This is a genomic window from Paenibacillus sp. S28 (assembly GCF_016624415.1).
Taxonomy (GTDB): domain Bacteria; phylum Bacillota; class Bacilli; order Paenibacillales; family Paenibacillaceae; genus Paenibacillus_AQ; species Paenibacillus_AQ favisporus.
In genome coordinates, this window is the sequence record NZ_JACVTM010000021.1 from 44,187 (window position 1) to 62,192 (window position 18,006).

The following is an 18,006-nucleotide window of genomic DNA, read 5'->3' on the forward strand; positions in this document are numbered from 1 at the left end:
GTGAAGCATATTTTGTTTGTCTGTACGGGAAACACGTGCCGCAGCCCGATGGCCGAAGCTCTGCTTCGCAAGCTGGCCAAGGAGCGCAGCGTTCCGCTCGAAGTCCGTTCGGCCGGCGTGGCCGCCCTTGAAGGGACACCGATCTCACGTCATGCGGAAGCGGTGCTGCGGGACCACGAGATCGATGAGCATTTGACCGCCAAGCCGCTCAGGGCCGACACGGTGAATTGGGCGGATTTGATTTTGACACTGACCCAGGGGCATAAGCAGCATGTGATCCGGAGCTTTCCGCTCGCGGCTGACAAAATTTATACCCTGAAGGAATACACCGAAGATGACGAGAACGTGATCAAGGACCTGCAGGAGCTCGATAGCCTGTACGCCACTTGGGAAATGAAGCGGGCGCTCGGGCAGCAGCTGGAGGACGAGGAACGGGAGCGGCTGATCGAGATCCAGCAGCGGATCCCGAGCTTTGATATTTCGGACCCGTTCGGCGGGTCCCGCGACGATTACGATGTAACCGCCGCAGAAATCCGCGCCGCCATCGAGCGGCTGCTGGATAAGCTGGAGGCGTTCCGTACATTTTAAGAAAGAAGCTTAAATTGGCACTTGGGCGGGAGCCTAAGCCTGAAAAAATGGAGTAAATTTGCAGATTGATTTTCATCGCGTCATGCTTTATGATGAAGTTGAAAAACATCGGTTCCGGTGTAACTGGCGACAATGTGGATCCAACCACGATGGAGCACCGGAATATACGGCCGGTCGCCTGGGCAAAAGAGCAATTCTGCTTAAGAAAGAAGCTTAAATTGGCACTTGGGCGGGAGCCTAAGCCTGAAAAAATGGAGTAAATTTGCAGATTGATTTTCATCGCGTCATGCTTTATGATGAAGGTGAAAAACATCGGTTCCGGTGTAACTGGCGACAATGTGGATCCAACCACGATGGAGCACCGGAATATACGGCCGGTCGCCTGGGCAAAAGAGCAATTCTGCGGAATGATCCGCGGACTGCTCTTTTTTTCGTCTAGTGGCTGCAAATGAGTTATAATGGTACAAGAAGTCACGGGAATACCGGGGAGCGCTAGATTCGTTTCTCTGTATTGCGCGAAATTTTAGGAGGTTTTTCGAAAGATGAAAATTGCTGTTGGAACAGATCATGCGGGTATACGTTTGAAAGAAGACATCATTGCCGTGATCGAAGGGATGGGGCATCAAGTTGCGGATGTGGGATGCGGATGCACGGATTCCGTGGACTATCCCGACTATGCTCTCCCTGTGTGCGATCTGGTTACCAAAGGCGAGGCCGACCGGGGAATCCTGATCTGTGGAACAGGCATCGGCATGAGCATCGCGGCGAACAAGGTTCCGGGCATCCGGTGCGCCTTGGTCCACGATGTGTTCTCGGCGATTGCCACCAGGGAGCATAACGATTCCAACGTGCTGGCGATGGGCGAACGCGTCATCGGTCCAGGTCTGGCCCAGGAAATCGTCAAGGCTTGGCTGGGCACGGAGTTCAGCGGCGGCGAGCGTCATGTCGGGCGCGTGAACAAGATTAAAGCGATTGAAGAGCGGTATCTGCACAATTAGGGAGGTTTTCTCATGGAAAGCATGTCAGGAGGCAGTCCATTGGAAGTTTCGCTGGGAGAACAGGTATCCCAAATCCTTCATGAGCTGGTGGAAGCCGCAGGGCTTGGCCCTGGTAAGGTACTGGTTGTCGGAACGAGCACCAGTGAAGTGGCCGGGAAACGCATCGGCACTTCGGGGGCGCTCGGGGTTGCTGAGGAGCTGCTGCAGGCGATCGGCGAGGTCCGGGCCAAGTTCGGCTTCGACACGGTGTTTCAGTGCTGCGAGCATTTGAACCGGGCGCTTGTGATGGAGCGTTCCGTACTGGAGCGCCTTCGCTTAACCGAGGTCGCCGCCGTTCCTGTTCCGAAAGCGGGCGGCTCTATGGCTGCCGCTGCTTACCGTTCCATGAAGGAGCCTTGTCTGGCCGAAGCGATTGAAGCTCATGCGGGCATCGACATCGGCGAGACGATGATCGGCATGCATCTGCGGCGTGTGGCGGTGCCTTTCCGCCCGACCCTGCGCTATGTGGGGCATGCGCGCGTGAATGCGGCCTACACGCGGCCCAAGCTGATCGGCGGCGAACGGGCGGTGTACCGTCTGGATGAAGAAGCCGGCAGAGCCGACCGTGACGGCGGCAGTTCAGATCTTTGCGATTAACATGAGCGGATGATTAAAAGTGAACATTTTATTTTGAATTCCAATAAGGGAGGAACTATTAACATGGATCAATTGCGTAAGAAGGACCCGGCTGTACTCGAGGCCATGAATTTGGAACTGAAGCGTCAGCGTGCAAACATCGAGCTGATCGCATCGGAGAATATTGTCAGTGAAGCGGTTATGGAAGCCATGGGCTCTGTCCTCACGAACAAATACGCCGAAGGATATCCGGGCAAGCGGTACTACGGCGGCTGCGAGCGCGTCGATATCGTTGAAGATATTGCCCGTGACCGTGCGAAAGAACTGTTCGGAGCCGAGCATGCCAACGTGCAGCCGCACTCCGGTGCCCAAGCCAACATGGCCGTATACCTGGCAGCACTGAAACCCGGGGATACCGTGCTCGGGATGAATCTTGCCCATGGCGGACACCTGACGCACGGAAGCCCGGTGAACGCTTCCGGTCTGCTGTACAACTTCGTCGCTTACGGGGTCCAGGAAGATACGTTCCTCATTGATTATGACGAAGTCCGCAAGCTTGCGTTCAAGCACCGTCCGCGCCTGATCGTCGCCGGTGCGAGCGCCTATCCGCGTACGATTGATTTCGAAGCTCTCGCTTCGATCGCCAATGACGTGGGCGCGCTGTTCATGGTCGACATGGCTCATATCGCGGGCCTGGTTGCAGCCGGGCTTCATCCGAACCCGGTGCCTCACGCCCATTTTGTCACGACGACAACGCACAAAACGCTCCGCGGACCACGCGGCGGTATGATTCTGTGCAAGCAGCCTTGGGCTGCGGCCATCGACAAGGCCGTCTTCCCGGGCACGCAAGGCGGTCCGCTGATGCACGTTATCGCGTCCAAAGCCGTAGCCTTGGGCGAAGCGCTGGACCCATCGTTCAAAACGTATGCCGAAAACGTGGTGAAGAACGCCAAAGTATTGGCTGAGACGCTGATCAGCGAAGGCCTGAACATCGTATCCGGCGGCACGGATAACCACCTGATGCTGGTGGATACCCGCAGCGTAAACATTACAGGGAAAGACGCCGAGAAGGTGCTGGACTCCGTCGGTATCACCGTCAACAAAAACGCCATTCCGTTCGATCCGACCAGCCCGTTCGTCACGAGCGGAATCCGGATCGGTACGCCGGCTGCGACTTCCCGCGGCATGGATGAAGCGGCTATGGTGACGATCGGCAAAATCATCGCCATGACGCTGAAATCGCCTAAGGACGAAGGCGTGCTGTCCAAAGCAGCGGCTATGGTGAAGGAACTGACGGATCAATATCCGCTGTATCCTGAACTTAACTACTAATAGGACACAGATCTTGAGAAGTACAGGTCTGTGAGAAAATAAGGGACTGGGGAATGTTCTCCGGTCCCTTTTTTTTAGAGATAAGAAATAGAGATTTTCCGAGGTTTCGAGGCTAACCATCCCGATCTCGAAAAAGAAACTCCCGCTAAACGCGGTCTGTCTTTTTGAATATATACGCCGATAAACGTTTTTCATTACGTTCACAGAAGCCGCATAGGTCAATAAACCATTCTGCCGCTATAGCGGTTGTGTGCCTTCACACTCTTAGAGTGGCTTTTATATAGTAGTTCAGAGGGAGATAAACTGCTAGATTTAAGACTGGTAGGTACGATGGGCAGATGTTAGATTGGCGGGTCTTTACGGGGAGTATCGCCATGCCGGTTCCCTTGCGCGGTCTTTCGGTTAACGTTTAAGCCGGCTGATCTTTGGGCCAGAATAAACATATCTTTCTTGGGTGCAAAATCATTTCCAGGAATGATATAATAAATAAGATTTGTGTACTTGCATGTATCGTATGCGAATGGGCATCTAACTAACCGACAATGACAGCACTTAGACTTACGATTTAACCGGAGGGACTAACATGGGAAAACTGGTGATTTGTGATCACCCTTTGATTCAACACAAACTGACATTTATCCGCGATGTGCGGACGAACACGAAAGATTTTCGCGAACTGGTCGATGAGGTTGCTTCCTTAATGGCTTACGAAATTACACGCGAGGTTCCGCTCGAGTCGGTGAAGGTGCAGACACCCGTCGCCGAGATGGACGGCAAGGTTTTGGCGGGCCGCATGCTCGGCCTGATTCCGATTCTGCGCGCCGGGCTCGGCATGCTCGACGGCATGCTGAAGCTGATTCCCGCCGCCAAGGTGGGACATGTCGGCCTGTTCCGCGATCCGGAGACGCTGCAGCCTGTCGAGTATTACACGAAGCTGCCGACGGACGTGACCGAGCGCGAGCTGATCGTCATCGATCCGATGCTGGCGACCGGTGGATCGGCTATTGCCGCGATCGACGTCCTGAAGAAGCGGGGGTGCACCCAGATCAAGATGATGAACCTGATCGCCGCGCCGGAAGGAGTCAAAGCCGTGCAGGAAGCTCATCCAGACGTGGACATTTATGTAGCGGCCCTGGACGAGAAGCTGGACGATCACGGTTATATCATTCCGGGACTGGGAGACGCCGGAGACCGGCTGTACGGAACCAAGTAAGGAGAGGGAAACCATATGTCAAAAATTAAAGTGATGACGATCTTCGGGGTGCGCCCGGAAGCCATCAAGATGGCTCCGCTCATCTTAGAACTGCAGAAGCATCCCGAACATATCGAATCCGTCGTCTGCGTAACGGCCCAGCACCGTCAGATGCTGGATCAGGTGCTAGAGGTATTCAAGATTACGCCGGATTTCGATCTGGACGTCATGAAAGAGAACCAGACGCTGAACGAGGTGACCATCCGCGTTCTGCAGGGCCTGGAGCCGGTTTTGAAAGAGGCCAAGCCTGATATCGTTCTGGTGCACGGAGACACGCTGACGACCTTCCTGGCCAGTTATGCAGCCTTCCTGCAAAAGATCCAGGTAGGACATGTCGAAGCGGGCCTGAGAACGTGGAACAAGCTCTCTCCTTATCCGGAGGAGATGAACCGCCAGTTGACCGGCGTGCTTGCCGATCTTCATTTTGCCCCGACCGACTGGTCTGCAGGCAACCTGAAGAAGGAGAACAAGAACGAGTCCCACATTTACGTGACTGGCAATACCGTTACCGACGTATTCCAGTACACCGTCAAGTCGGATTATGACCATCCGGTGCTCGATTGGGCGCAGGGCAAACGGCTGATTCTGATGACGGCGCACCGCCGAGAATCGCAGGGCGAGCCTCATCTGAACATCTTCCGTGCCGTGAAACGGATCGCTGACGAATTCGACGATATCGCCATCGTGTATCCGGTCCATCCAAGCCCGGCGGTCAAAGAACCGGCGCATCAAATTTTGGGCAATCATCCAAGAATTAAGCTGATTGAACCGCTGGATGTTGTAGACTTGCACAATTTTTATCCGCATACGCATCTGATCTTGACGGACTCCGGCGGTCTTCAGGAAGAAGCTCCATCCTTCGGTGTGCCGGTGCTGGTGCTCCGTGACACGACCGAGCGTCCGGAAGGGATCGAGGCGGGAACGCTCGAGCTGGTGGGAACGGATGAGGAACAAGTGTACGGACGGACGAAGCATTTGCTGACCGATCAGGAGGCCTATAATGCGATGAGCGGCGCCGCGAATCCTTACGGAGATGGCAAGGCATCCCAGCGGATTGTCGACGCGATTTTGCATCATTTTGGCATCAAAAATGAACGTCCGGAACAATTTCACAGAATGTTCACAAAGGAAAGTTAAGCCATATTCTGAGGGCAAAGAGTACAGCATACAGTTAAACTGTACGGTTGACACGGATTTGCGGGCTTTTTGCAGTGATTTTAGTCACATTTCCAGCCAGTTTCGACACGGATTTGTTCAATTGACAAACTCTCGGGTCATTCAGTAAAATGAACTGGGATTAGAGGGTGGACAGAGATGAATCAACCTGATAAGCCGCAAAAATCCAATAAAAATGCTGCAAGCCCTCTGAAGTATGCGGGCCTTGTAAGCGCCATCGGAATCGATCTGGCCGCGTGTACTTTAGGGGGCTTTTATCTCGGCTCCTGGCTGGACAAGATTTGGGGAGGACCCGGACTCTGGATTGCATTCGGAGTTTTGCTGGGTCTGGCGATTGGCGGCGTAAGCGTTTTTATGATCACCAAGGCAGTCATGGGGGAAAGTGATGAGTGAACTATGGAAATACCGCAGGGTATTGACTAGAGCGACACTTTATTTCCTGGCTCTTTGCTTCTTGGGTGCTGCTGTCTTCCCGCAATACCGGAGTATAGCGCTGGGTATGGTGCTTGGCTCCAGTGTCAGCCTTGCTAATAGCTTTTACTTAGGCTATAAAGTGCAAAAAGTGTTGGATACAGTCGAAGGCGGGGGCGGCAAGAGAGTAAATATGGGTTTTCTGACCCGTGCAGCCCTCAGTGTGCTGGCCGTCGTTGTGGCCTATCAAAGGCCGGAGACGTTTAACCTGTATGCCGTTGCGGCAACACTGGTATTGGCACAGTTTCTTCTCTTATTCATAGGGATTCGATTGTCTCGTAAACAGGAGTAGACCTTCAACTGAGAAAGGGGTGAGAAAAACATGCATACATCACCGATTATTGAATTGGGCGGCATAAAATTCGACCTTTCCACAATCCTGATGCTCATCGTAACCTCCGTAATCGTGTTTGTGATCGCGAAGCTGGCAACCCGTAAATTGTCAGTCGAAAACCCGGGGAAATTGCAGAATTTCATGGAATGGACGGTGGAATTCGTCCAGAACCTGATTTCCAGCACGATGGATTGGAAGAAGGGGAGGCACTTTCTGTCCCTTGGATTGACGTTTATTATGTTTATCTTTGTCGGTAACCTATTGGGTCTTCCATTTGGTATCGTTACAGGAGTCCACGATCCGGAACATGCGCATATCTTTGGCAAAGAGATCGTATCTGTCACCGAAGAGTTTGCGAAGCATCCGGATGTAGAAGAAGTCGAGCTAGCTTGGTGGAAATCACCTACGGCTGATGCTTCGGTTACCATGGGGCTCGCGTTTATCGTATTCTTCCTTTCGCACTTCCTGGGAATGACCAGAAATACAAAGAGTTATTTCAAGCACTATTTCCAACCTTACTGGTTCTTCTTCCCGATCAACGTTATCGAGCAGTTTGCGAAGCTGCTGACGCAGGGCATGCGTCTATTCGGTAACATCTTCGCGGGTGAGGTGCTGATCTCGGTTCTGTTGAAACTGACCGCAATTGGCGCAGGCGGATACATCGCTTCCGTGCTCGGTCTCATCGTTTGGCAGGGCTTCAGTATTTTCGTCGGTGCCATCCAGGCTTTCGTCTTCACGATCCTGACGATGGTTTATATCTCTCAGATGATCGAGAGCCACGACGAGCACGAACATTAGCTTCAAAGTTAAGCTTGGAGTTTTCTTTCTTCACTCTTAACTAAACATAAATAATAATAAAATACACATCTCTAAGGAGGATTTTACAAATGGGAGTTTGGGCATTTCTTGCAGCTGCGATTGCAGTAGGTTTGGGCGCACTTGGCGCAGGTATTGGTAACGGTCTGATCGTAAGTAAAACGGTTGAAGGTATCGCTCGTCAGCCAGAAGCGAAATCCACGCTTCAAACGACAATGTTTATCGGTGTAGGTCTGGTCGAAGCCCTTCCAATCATCGGTGTCGTACTCGCGTTCTTGTTCTACGCAGGAGCTTAATTTAAGCAGTAAGGTTTGGCGGGGAAGGCCACGGCCATCCGCGCCTTCTTTTTAGCCGTCAGATAAGGAAGGTTCTTGGATCCTTCCTTATCTGACTGTCTGATGAACAAGACTGAACGTGCACCGGAAAGGAGTGACTAGATTGACTATTATCCCTTCGTCTTTCATTGTGGCATTGATTGCGTTTGTGATTCTGTATTGGCTTCTGAGCAAATACGCTTTCGGTCCGTTGTTCTCCATCATGGAGAAGCGCCGCGAGCTTGTGACGAGTCAAATGAACGAAGCGGCACAAACCCGCGAACAAGCCATTGCTTACGTAGAAGAGCAGAAAAAAGCTCTGGAAAATGCGCGCAAAGAGGCTTACGACATTATCGAGCAATCCAGACAAACGAGCAGCAAGCAGGCTGACCAAATTATGGAACAAGCCAAGGTGGAAGCTTCTCGTATTAAAGAGGACGCTGTCCGCGATATCGCAAGCGAAAAGAACAAGGCGGTTCAGGAGTTGCGCAGCGAGCTGGGCGCCGTATCCGTGAAGATCGCATCCAAGCTGCTTGAGAAGGAAGTCAGCAGCGACAAAGCTCAGGAAGAGCTCGTGGACCAGTACCTTAAAGAGGTAGGGGGCAGACCATGAGCCGGGAGACAATAGCAGCCAAGCGTTATGCGAAGGCGCTGTTTGAAGTGGCTGCGCAGCAGCAGAAAACGCTGGAAGTGGAGCAGGAGCTCAAGGCCGTCGTTGGGGCCATTACCCAGGATGACGAGATCCGCCGTTTTATCTCCACGCCCAACATTGCCGTATCGGTGAAACTGGATGTGCTGAAGAAGGCCCTTCAAGACAAAGTATCCCAGCCGGTCATGAACACCGTTGATATGCTGATCGAGCGGGGCAGAGCGGATCTGTTCGCCGACCTGCTGGACAGCTACGTCCGGATCGAAGGCGAAAGCCTTGGACTCGCGGACGCCACGGTGTACTCCACCTATCCGCTGAGCGACCAGGAAATCGAAACGGTTGCCGCGGAGTTTGGAGCATTGGCTAAGAAGAAAATTCGCGTAACCAACGTGATTGATAAAAATCTGCTCGGCGGTGTAAAAGTCGTCATCGGCGATATGCTGTACGACGGCAGTTTGGCAGGGAAGCTGGAACGGCTTGAAAAGTCTTTTAACAGACTAGCACAGTAGATAGGGGTGAAGACACTTGAGTATCAGACCTGAAGAAATCAGTACGCTGATTAAAAGTCAAATTGAACAATATAAATCTGACATCGAAGTGGCCGAAGTCGGCACCGTTATTCAAGTAAGTGACGGTATCGCCCGTATTCACGGGATCGACAATGTTATGGCCGGTGAGCTCGTCGAGTTCGCCAACGGTGTTGTAGGCCTTGCGCTGAACTTGGAAGAAAGCAACGTAGGTGTCGTTATTCTCGGACCTTACACGGAAATCAAAGAAGGCGACCAAGTGAAACGTACCGGACGCATCATGCAGGTTCCTGTTGGGGAAGCTCTGCTCGGACGCGTTGTCAACCCGCTTGGTCAGCCAGTGGACGGCAAAGGACCGATCGAAGCTTCTGCTTATCGTCCGGTTGAGAGCAGTGCACCAGGCGTTATCGACCGTAAATCGGTTCATGAGCCAATGCAAACCGGTATCAAAGCGATTGACGCTCTCGTGCCAATCGGCCGCGGACAGCGCGAGCTGATCATCGGTGACCGTCAAACGGGTAAAACCCAAATCGCGATCGATACGATCATTAACCAAAAAGGCAATGGCGTGAAATGTATCTATGTCGCCATCGGCCAAAAGCAATCGACGGTTGCGCACGTCGTGGAAAACCTTCGCCGTCACGGCGCTCTGGACTACACGATCGTCGTTACCGCATCGGCTTCCGAGCCTTCTCCGCTCTTGTACATCGCTCCTTATGCGGGCTGTGCAATGGGTGAGTACTTCATGTACAAAGGCGAGCATGCCTTGATCATCTATGATGACTTGACGAAGCAGGCAGCGGCATACCGCGAATTGTCCCTGCTCCTCAGACGTCCTCCAGGCCGCGAAGCTTATCCTGGTGACGTATTCTATCTGCATTCCCGTTTGCTGGAACGCGCGGCGAAGCTGTCCGATGAACTCGGCGGTGGTTCATTAACCGCTCTGCCTTTCATTGAAACACAGGCGTCCGACGTATCCGCATATATCCCAACCAACGTTATTTCGATCACGGACGGACAGATCTTCCTTGAGTCCGAACTGTTCTATGCTGGACAGCGTCCGGCGATCAACGTAGGTATTTCCGTATCCCGGGTAGGTAGCTCCGCTCAGCTCAAGGCGATGAAGAAAGTCGCCGGCGGTTTGAAGCTGGATTTGGCCCAGTACCGCGAGCTTCAAGCGTTCTCCCAATTCGGTTCCGACCTTGACAAATCCACGCTGGCCCGTTTGAACCGTGGTGCGAGACTGATGGAAATCCTCAAGCAGGGGGTTAACCAGCCGCTCAGCGTTGAGCAGCAGGTAGCCAGCTTGTACACGGCAGTCAGAGGACACCTGGACGACATTCCTGTCGGCGACATCCGTCGTTTCGAGAGCGAATTCCTGGCGTTCCTTGAAAGCAACCATCCTGAGATCATGGCATCCATCCGCGATACCAAAGATCTGGTTGCCGACAACGAAACGGCTCTGAAAGCGGCTATTGATAAATTTAAAAGAGGCTTTGCTGTGATGGCGTAAGCCTGGACGTGAACCGGGCCGCAAGGCTCGGGTTCATCTTTTTAGATATGCGCATCGAAGTCAGCTTTGACGATGTCAAAGCTCAGTAAATGCTTTCGAAGTAACTTTAGCTCTGCTAAAGTTCAGTTTCGCTTACGAAGTTAGCTTTGACTTCGTCAAAGCTTGAAGGTGGTGAAAACATGGCAAGAGGATTACGCGAAATTAAACGTCAGATCAAAAGTATTCAAGGCACGAAGCAGATCACGAAGGCGATGGAAATGGTCGCTGCCTCCAAGCTGAGAAGAGCCCAGGAGATGGCGCAGCATTCCCGTCCTTACTCCGAGAAGCTGAAGGAAGTGGTCTCCAGCATCGCGTCCGGTACCAAAGGCATCAAGCATCCGATGTTTGAGAAACGTCCCGTGAAGAAAACCGGATACCTGGTCATCACCTCCGACCGCGGTCTTGCGGGCGGTTCGAACGCCAACGTGCTGAAGCTTGTCTCGACGATGATTAAGGAACGCCATAAGTCCAACGACGAATACGAATTGTTCGTGATTGGACGGAAAGGCCGCGACTACATGCGCCGCAGAGAGCTTCCGATTGTGAAAGAGGTTACGGACTTGTCCGACACGCCATCGTTTGCCGACATCAAGTCGATCGCTTCCGCAGCGGTCCGCGAGTTTGAGGAAGGCAAAATCGATGAGCTTTACGTCATCTACAACCGCTTTGTGAACGCGTTGACGCAAATTCCGGAAGCCAATCTGCTTCTGCCGATGGACAGCATGGAATCCGCAGCTTCTCCGGTGGCCAGCTACGAATACGAGCCGTCTCCGGAAGCCGTTCTGGAAGCGCTGCTTCCTAAATATGCCGAAACCTTGATCTTCAGCGCACTGCTGGACGCCAAAGCCAGTGAACTGGGTGCCAAGATGACGGCGATGGGCGCGGCGACGAAGAATGCGACCAAGCTGATCAACGAATTGACGCTGTCTTACAACCGGGCGCGTCAGGCGGCGATCACGCAGGAAATTACGGAAATCGTATCTGGTGCGAACGCTCAGGTATAAGATTTTTAGACGGTGTCTTATTTTCGAATATCAGTTTTCATAACCCGGGGGTGCTTGTCCGTGTATGGAGAAGCCCCGCCTGGTTTTCAGCAGCAAACTCATCCTTAATCGGTCTGTCGGCTTCGGTTACCTGCGATAGACATGATCTATATTTCATATTAGAACCTTGCACGGAGCATACCGTTAAGCCGCATGGCTTACGATTTAGGTTTGCGAATACAGCAGACTTGTAGGAGGGAACAAAAAAGATGAACAAAGGACGCGTTGTCAGCATTATGGGTGCGGTTGTCGACATCGAATTCGAAAGAGGTCAACTACCGGAAATCTACAATGCAATTAAAGTTGAGGGCACAGTCGCTGGCGGACGCCAGATTGACTTGACTCTGGAAGCTTCAAACCATCTGGGCGATAACATGGTGCGCTGCATTGCCATGTCCTCTACTGATGGACTCGTTCGTGGTATGGAAGCAGTGGATTTGGGCGGCCCAATCACTGTTCCGGTAGGATCCGCTACCCTCGGACGCGTATTTAACGTACTGGGACAGCCGATCGACGAAGCGGGCGAAGTGACTTCCGAGGTTTCCAGCCCGATTCACCGTGAAGCACCAAAATACGACGAACTGTCGACCCAAGCAGAAATGCTGGAGACAGGGATCAAGGTTATCGACCTTCTCGCACCTTACCAAAAGGGCGGTAAAATCGGTCTCTTCGGTGGTGCCGGCGTAGGTAAAACCGTTGCGATCCAGGAATTGATCAACAACATCGCTCAGGAACACGGCGGTATTTCCGTATTCGCGGGTGTAGGTGAACGTACCCGTGAAGGTAACGACCTGTACCACGAGATGAGCGATTCCGGCGTTATCAGCAAGACGGCGATGGTATTCGGACAGATGAACGAACCGCCGGGCGCCCGTCTTCGCGTGGCACTGACAGGTCTGACGATGGCGGAATACTTCCGTGATCAAGAAGGCAAAGACGTGCTGCTGTTTATCGACAACATTTTCCGCTTTACCCAAGCCGGTTCCGAAGTATCCGCCCTCCTCGGACGGATGCCTTCCGCGGTAGGTTACCAGCCAACGCTGGCAACCGAGATGGGTCAGCTTCAAGAGCGGATCACTTCCACGAAAAAAGGTTCCGTTACGTCGATCCAGGCGATCTACGTGCCTGCGGATGACTATACGGACCCGGCTCCAGCTACAACGTTCGCCCACTTGGACGCAACGACCAACTTGGAGCGTAAAATTTCCGAAATGGGTATCTATCCGGCGGTGGATCCGCTGGCATCGAGCTCCCGGATCCTGACGCCTGAAATCGTGGGCGAAGAGCATTACAACGTCGCTCAAGGCGTTAAGCGTCTCCTGGCCCGTTACAACGAGCTTCAGGATATCATCGCCATCCTCGGTATGGATGAGCTTAGCGAGGACGACAAGCTGATCGTAGGCCGTGCCCGCCGCGTACAGCGTTTCTTGTCCCAGCCATTCCACGTGGCCGAAGCGTTTAACGGCATGCCGGGTATTTATGTACCGGTTAAAGAAACGATCCGCAGTTTCAAGGAAATTCTCGAAGGCAAGCACGACGACCTTCCTGAAGCAGCCTTCCTCTTCGTTGGAACGATTGAACAAGCCGTAGAAAAAGCGAAGACGTTGGAATAGTGTCCTGCCGGGAGCTAACTGCTTCCGAAGTGAGCATTCAGGGAGGGATGTAAGTGAGCACCTTTTTATTGGAAATCGTCACACCGGACCACGTGGCTTATTCCGGAGAGGTGGACAGCCTGGTTGTACGCGGTGTGGAGGGTGAGCTCGGCATTTTGCCGAACCACATTCCGTTGGTCACCCCGCTGCGGGTTGCTCCGATTGCCGTGACGAGCGGCAAGAAAACCACCGAGATCGCGGTTAACGGCGGCTTTGTTGAGGTACGTAAAGACAAGGTTGTCGTTCTGGCTGAGAGCGCAGAGCTTCCTGAAGAGATCGATGTTGAACGTGCACGTGCCGCCAAAGAGCGTGCCGAGCGCCGTTTGGCAGCGGGCAAGCAGGATGAGATCGATTTCCGCCGTGCGGAAATGGCCCTGCAAAAAGCGATTAACCGGATCAATGTGGCCGGTCGTAAATAATAGTACAGAGAGCCTGTCTCGTTAAAGAGACAGGCTTTTTTATTGATAAGGAAAAAACCAAAAGTATAGTTCCTATGAAACCAGGGGATTCTTCTGTCATACAATCCCCATATTCCATATAGAATATTGGTGCTGACTAGTCCAAATGACCTATTTATTTCCGAGGAAATTAGACAGAAAGCGCTTTACGATAAATTATTCGAAAATAAAGGAATTGGAACTGGATTCTTGAGGTCAAGGCAAGTATTATATAATAGTCCCTTGATGAGCTTGGTTGCTGGAAGGGACACCCAGCGTTCATCGTTATTCTTTTTTTAAATCAAGTGATGATGGAGGTAAGGGCATGGATTCGGACGTATCACAGAACATATCAAGCACCATCGGAGTCAGCGGTCTGATGTCCATTGTGGTGTCTTTGTTCTGCATCGGTTTGTCATGGTGGGCGCTCCAGAACCTGAAGCTGGACCTGTTTATCAGGCATCCGAAGGGAGCTCAAGGGAAGCTGCTGCAGCTGCTGCTGGCGGTAGTACTGGGGCATTTCGTCGCTAAGTTTCTGCTTGATTATATCGGCTGGAGCAACATGATCCGGTATATGTTTTAACCGGTCAACGTTTGGTTATATCACTGATAGGCTGCTTGTAGGACTTCAGCAACTGAACATGGTTGAAAGATGTCGAATAATAACATTTTTTTATGTCAACAATGAAAAAGAACAGTTTAGGTAAGGCTGGCGGTTCCACTTGCCGAATGTGGCAGGAAAGCCTTACACGTTTAAAAAAGATGTGGACCTGGAGCCGAAAAAGTCTGATTTCGTAACTCATCCCGCTTAGCGTGCCCTGATGCCGGCCGGCTTGAAGCGATAGTTCCTCCGGAGCATATTCGCCAAAAAACGCTTGTATCCGTCAAAAGGTCAGTGTTATGATGGAAGTTAGGGAATTAGCAATGTAATTTCTTGAATATCCAGAAATAAAGGAAAAATTGGACGCGGAGGGAATCATGATGAGCAAATTTATCGTCCGCGGTGGCAATAAACTGACCGGAAGCGTGAAAGTCAGCGGGGCAAAAAATTCTGTTCTTCCGATCATCGCTGCCTCTCTTCTTGGGGAAGAAGGAGAAAGCATCATTATCGATGCGCCTCCTCTTGACGATGTAATTACAATCAGTAAAGTATTGGAATCCATAGGTGCAGTCATTACATATGAAAACGATGTAATGAGGGTCAATGCCCAAACGATTTCCTCATGTGAGGCACCTTATGAGTGGGTGCGGAAGATGCGGGCGTCTTTTCTGGTCATGGGTCCTCTGCTTACGAGAATGGGCCATACGCGGATTTCACTGCCGGGCGGGTGTGCCATCGGTACAAGACCTATCGATCAGCATCTGAAGGGCTTTGAAGCGCTGGGTGCCGAAATCAGCCTGGGACAAGGATACATTGAAGCGAAAAGTAATGGCAGACTGCGCGGGGCCAAGATCTATCTGGACGTGGCCAGCGTAGGCGCTACTGAAAATATTATGATGGCCGCCACGCTGGCTGAAGGCGTGACGGTGATCGAAAATGCGGCGAAAGAGCCGGAAATTGTCGATTTGGCGAACTACCTGAACGGCATGGGCGCGAAAGTGCGCGGTGCCGGTACCGGTATTATCCGGATCGAAGGCGTGGAGAAGCTGCACGGTACCGAGCATACGGTCATTCCGGACCGGATCGAAGCAGGCACCTACATGGTGGCGGCCGCGATTACCGGCGGAGACGTGTACGTTGAAGGCGCGATTCCGGATCATTTGGGTCCGGTGATTGCCAAGCTGGAGGAGATGGGCGTTGAAATCGAACCAGGCGAAAACGGCGTACGCGTGAAGGCGAACCATCCGCTTAAAGCGGTTGATATCAAGACGCTGCCGTATCCGGGCTTCCCGACCGACATGCAGTCGCAAATGATGGCGCTGCTGCTCAAGTCGGAGGGCACGAGCGTCGTGACCGAAACGGTGTTTGAGAACCGCTTTATGCATGTGGACCAGTTCCAGCTGATGAATGCGGAGATCAAGGTAGAGGGCCGCACGGCCATCGTAACCGGCGGTGCCAAGCTTACCGGCGCCAAGGTGTGCGCTACCGACCTTCGGGCCGGAGCAGCCTTGATTCTGGCGGGCCTCGTGTCAGAAGGAACGACAGAGGTCAGCGGTACGCATCATATCGACCGGGGCTATGTTCACCTGGCTGAGAAGCTGCAAGGCCTTGGAGCCGATATTTGGCGGATTTCCGTCGATGAGCCGACCTTGACTCAGCCGGTAGCGGCTAAGAAAGAGGCGGACAGCAAAGAAGAGGAAGTCAAGCTGGTGAATGTGCAGCCGACTTGGGTGTAAGTCCTTATTTGATCTTGTGATAGGCGGAACATTTTACTGGAAACGATTCATTGTACTGTAAACAAACAAACGGCCGGAGCTACGCGGCCATCCACCATAAGCAGCTGAGAAAAGACCAGGCCCGTTGCGGCCTGGTCTTTTCTGTCGTCGACTGGTCTACGATCCATCATCTCCTTCGTTTTCGTCTCCCCAATCAAAGTCTTTCTTATTATAAAGAGAGCTTTCCGAGTGAATGAACGATCCTGCCGATGTCACTGGGCCGTTTCGGCTCTGGGCCAGTTCATACTTCTTTATATACGATGCAGGGCATCGGGTTCTGACCCAGCCTATTTGTTCTCTTAAGGAATGGAAGGTTCCTTCTGATTGGAAGGCACAATCTCTGTTTCTCTTAAAAAGGGTTCTATCACTCTCAAGCCTCTCATATGTATGAATATCGGATGTGAACGGTGAAGACGGGAGCGGACGATAGCGCCGCGTCCCATCGATATCTGCCCGCCGCGCAGCCGGTATCCGGAAGGTCTAGTAACGAAGACGAAGCATGGACGGAGGTTTGAGAGAATATGAAGGATCCACGCACACAATTAAAAATTCCCGTCGCTCCCAGAAGCGAAGCGCTCACGCCGGATGATCCGAGAAGCACGGCCCCCAAGCCGGGCAGGCCGCAGCTGACGCTGCTGCCCGGCCAGGCTGCGCAGCCGCCAGAGGCTGCAGCGCCGGCGAGGCCGGAGCGCCAAGGCACGCTCCGGCCCGAAGCCCCGGGCGCGCCTGGCGGCGCCCGGCACACCCCCGGGCGGCGCCCATGGACGCCGCCGCCAAGCCGCGGCCCGGCCAAAGGGCCGCGCCGCCCGGGCAGCGCCCGCAAGGTGCCCCCAGCCGCCCTGTGGGGGGCGGGCGGGGTGCTCGCACTGGCGCTGCTGCTGCCCACGCTGGTGGTGGTGTCGACGAACCACCACCCCGCACCGGTGCCCGCGCCCATTCCGGCGCCGGCACCGGCCAAGCCTGCCGCGCCGCAAGCGGAGGCGCAGCTGCCGAACGTGTCCGTCTATCTGACGAAGACGGGACAAGTGGAAGTGCTGCCGATGGAAGACTACGTCACCGGCGTGCTGGCGGCCGAGATGCCGGCGGACTTTGAGCTTGAGGCGCTCAAAGCGCAGGCGATCGCGGCCCGCACCTTTATCGTCCGCCGCTTGGTGGACGGTGACATGAGTGGCGTGCCGGACCGCAAGGCCATGGTGACCGATACGGTCAGCCACCAGGCGTATATCTCCAAGGAAGTATTGGAGAAGGAATGGAAGGCGCAGGGGAAATCCGCGGAGCTGGCCAAGCTGCATAGGGCGGTGCAGGAAACTCGCAATACGATCATGACCTATAAAGGCAAGCCGATTACGGCATCCTTTTTCTCTACCAGCAACGGGTATACCGAAAATTCGGAAGACTATTGGAAGGAAGACATCCCGTATCTCCGCAGCGTAGCGAGTCCATGGGACAAAGAACTGGCACCGGGGTACAAGGAAACGGTCACGATCAGCCGGAAAGATTTTATCACCAAGCTCGGTTTGGCCGGACAGGCTATCACGGTATCGACGGGTCAGCCTTTCATTCAGGTCTTGTCTACGACGGAGGGGCACCGGATTAAAGAGATTTCCATCGGCGGACATGTGTTCAGCGGCCGGGAAGTGAGAGAGAAGCTGAACCTGCGGTCCAGCGAGTTTACTTGGAAGACCTCGGGGGCCGACATCCAGATCACCACGTACGGATACGGGCATGGCGTCGGGATGAGCCAATGGGGCGCGGACGGGATGGCCAAGGAAGGGTCGACCGCCACGCAAATTCTCAAACACTACTATACGGGCATCGACTTTACGGAAGCTTCAAAACTTCTCTCTAAAGATTGAAAAAATAATATAAAGAGA

The 18,006-nt window shown here is 53.2% G+C and carries 19 protein-coding genes and 2 riboswitches; all 19 genes read left to right on the plus strand.

From position 1 onward, the window contains the following. Entirely contained in the window at nucleotides 1-588 is a 588-nt protein-coding gene (locus IAE55_RS30150; protein ID WP_152399960.1) for a low molecular weight protein arginine phosphatase, read from the plus strand. Between the two features lie 109 nt (nucleotides 589-697). Continuing rightward, nucleotides 698-779: riboswitch (ZMP/ZTP riboswitch) on the plus strand. A gap of 122 nt (nucleotides 780-901) precedes the next feature. Beyond that, nucleotides 902-983, plus strand: a riboswitch (ZMP/ZTP riboswitch). 147 nt (nucleotides 984-1,130) lie between these two features. Next, entirely contained in the window at nucleotides 1,131-1,586 is a 456-nt protein-coding gene (gene rpiB / locus IAE55_RS30155) for a ribose 5-phosphate isomerase B (protein ID WP_089549712.1), read from the plus strand. Nucleotides 1,587-1,607: 21 nt separating this feature from the next. After that, a complete protein-coding gene (locus tag IAE55_RS30160; RefSeq protein ID WP_116233566.1) occupies nucleotides 1,608-2,222 on the plus strand; it encodes a TIGR01440 family protein in 615 nt (204 codons plus the stop codon). A gap of 63 nt (nucleotides 2,223-2,285) precedes the next feature. Next, entirely contained in the window at nucleotides 2,286-3,533 is a 1,248-nt protein-coding gene (gene glyA / locus IAE55_RS30165; protein ID WP_089549713.1) for a serine hydroxymethyltransferase, read from the plus strand. Nucleotides 3,534-4,116: 583 nt separating this feature from the next. Next, complete coding sequence (upp, locus tag IAE55_RS30170) at nucleotides 4,117-4,746, plus strand: uracil phosphoribosyltransferase (protein ID WP_076174689.1); 630 nt, start codon at nucleotides 4,117-4,119, stop codon at nucleotides 4,744-4,746. 15 nt (nucleotides 4,747-4,761) lie between these two features. After that, nucleotides 4,762-5,922 (plus strand): non-hydrolyzing UDP-N-acetylglucosamine 2-epimerase, encoded by a 1,161-nt coding sequence (gene wecB, locus IAE55_RS30175; protein WP_200634689.1) that lies wholly within the window; start codon nucleotides 4,762-4,764, stop codon nucleotides 5,920-5,922. A gap of 177 nt (nucleotides 5,923-6,099) precedes the next feature. Continuing rightward, a complete protein-coding gene (locus IAE55_RS30180) occupies nucleotides 6,100-6,354 on the plus strand; it encodes an AtpZ/AtpI family protein (RefSeq protein WP_076174685.1) in 255 nt (84 codons plus the stop codon). Continuing rightward, nucleotides 6,347-6,724 (plus strand): ATP synthase subunit I, encoded by a 378-nt coding sequence (locus IAE55_RS30185; protein WP_145162894.1) that lies wholly within the window; start codon nucleotides 6,347-6,349, stop codon nucleotides 6,722-6,724. Before IAE55_RS30180 ends, IAE55_RS30185 begins: the two co-directional genes overlap by 8 nt. 30 nt (nucleotides 6,725-6,754) lie before the next feature. Beyond that, on the plus strand, nucleotides 6,755-7,564 hold the full coding sequence (gene atpB, locus IAE55_RS30190) for a F0F1 ATP synthase subunit A (protein ID WP_200634690.1): 810 nt from the start codon (nucleotides 6,755-6,757) through the stop codon (nucleotides 7,562-7,564). Between the two features lie 89 nt (nucleotides 7,565-7,653). Beyond that, nucleotides 7,654-7,878 (plus strand): F0F1 ATP synthase subunit C, encoded by a 225-nt coding sequence (gene atpE / locus IAE55_RS30195; protein WP_036706394.1) that lies wholly within the window; start codon nucleotides 7,654-7,656, stop codon nucleotides 7,876-7,878. Nucleotides 7,879-8,020: 142 nt separating this feature from the next. Beyond that, on the plus strand, nucleotides 8,021-8,509 hold the full coding sequence (gene atpF, locus IAE55_RS30200; protein ID WP_105444861.1) for a F0F1 ATP synthase subunit B: 489 nt from the start codon (nucleotides 8,021-8,023) through the stop codon (nucleotides 8,507-8,509). Continuing rightward, on the plus strand, nucleotides 8,506-9,054 hold the full coding sequence (locus tag IAE55_RS30205) for a F0F1 ATP synthase subunit delta (protein ID WP_089549717.1): 549 nt from the start codon (nucleotides 8,506-8,508) through the stop codon (nucleotides 9,052-9,054). The genes atpF and IAE55_RS30205 overlap by 4 nt, the downstream gene beginning before the upstream one ends. Nucleotides 9,055-9,070: 16 nt before the next feature. Continuing rightward, complete coding sequence (atpA, locus tag IAE55_RS30210; protein WP_145162900.1) at nucleotides 9,071-10,585, plus strand: F0F1 ATP synthase subunit alpha; 1,515 nt, start codon at nucleotides 9,071-9,073, stop codon at nucleotides 10,583-10,585. Nucleotides 10,586-10,764: 179 nt separating this feature from the next. Then, the gene (atpG, locus tag IAE55_RS30215; protein WP_076174672.1) at nucleotides 10,765-11,628 is read left to right on the plus strand and encodes an ATP synthase F1 subunit gamma; all 864 of its coding nucleotides are present in this window, start codon (nucleotides 10,765-10,767) and stop codon (nucleotides 11,626-11,628) included. 248 nt (nucleotides 11,629-11,876) lie between these two features. Further along, nucleotides 11,877-13,280, plus strand: coding sequence for a F0F1 ATP synthase subunit beta (gene atpD, locus IAE55_RS30220; RefSeq protein ID WP_076174670.1), 1,404 nt, complete (start codon nucleotides 11,877-11,879; stop codon nucleotides 13,278-13,280). Between the two features lie 53 nt (nucleotides 13,281-13,333). Next, nucleotides 13,334-13,738, plus strand: coding sequence for a F0F1 ATP synthase subunit epsilon (locus IAE55_RS30225; protein ID WP_076174668.1), 405 nt, complete (start codon nucleotides 13,334-13,336; stop codon nucleotides 13,736-13,738). A 343-nt stretch (nucleotides 13,739-14,081) separates the two neighbouring features. Continuing rightward, nucleotides 14,082-14,339: a DUF1146 family protein gene (locus IAE55_RS30230; protein ID WP_076174666.1), complete on the plus strand. Its 258-nt coding sequence runs from the start codon at nucleotides 14,082-14,084 to the stop codon at nucleotides 14,337-14,339. Between the two features lie 398 nt (nucleotides 14,340-14,737). Then, entirely contained in the window at nucleotides 14,738-16,093 is a 1,356-nt protein-coding gene (murA, locus tag IAE55_RS30235; protein ID WP_145162902.1) for a UDP-N-acetylglucosamine 1-carboxyvinyltransferase, read from the plus strand. A 560-nt stretch (nucleotides 16,094-16,653) separates the two neighbouring features. Continuing rightward, nucleotides 16,654-17,988, plus strand: coding sequence for a stage II sporulation protein D (spoIID, locus tag IAE55_RS30240; protein WP_200634691.1), 1,335 nt, complete (start codon nucleotides 16,654-16,656; stop codon nucleotides 17,986-17,988). Nucleotides 17,989-18,006 lie beyond the last annotated feature (18 nt).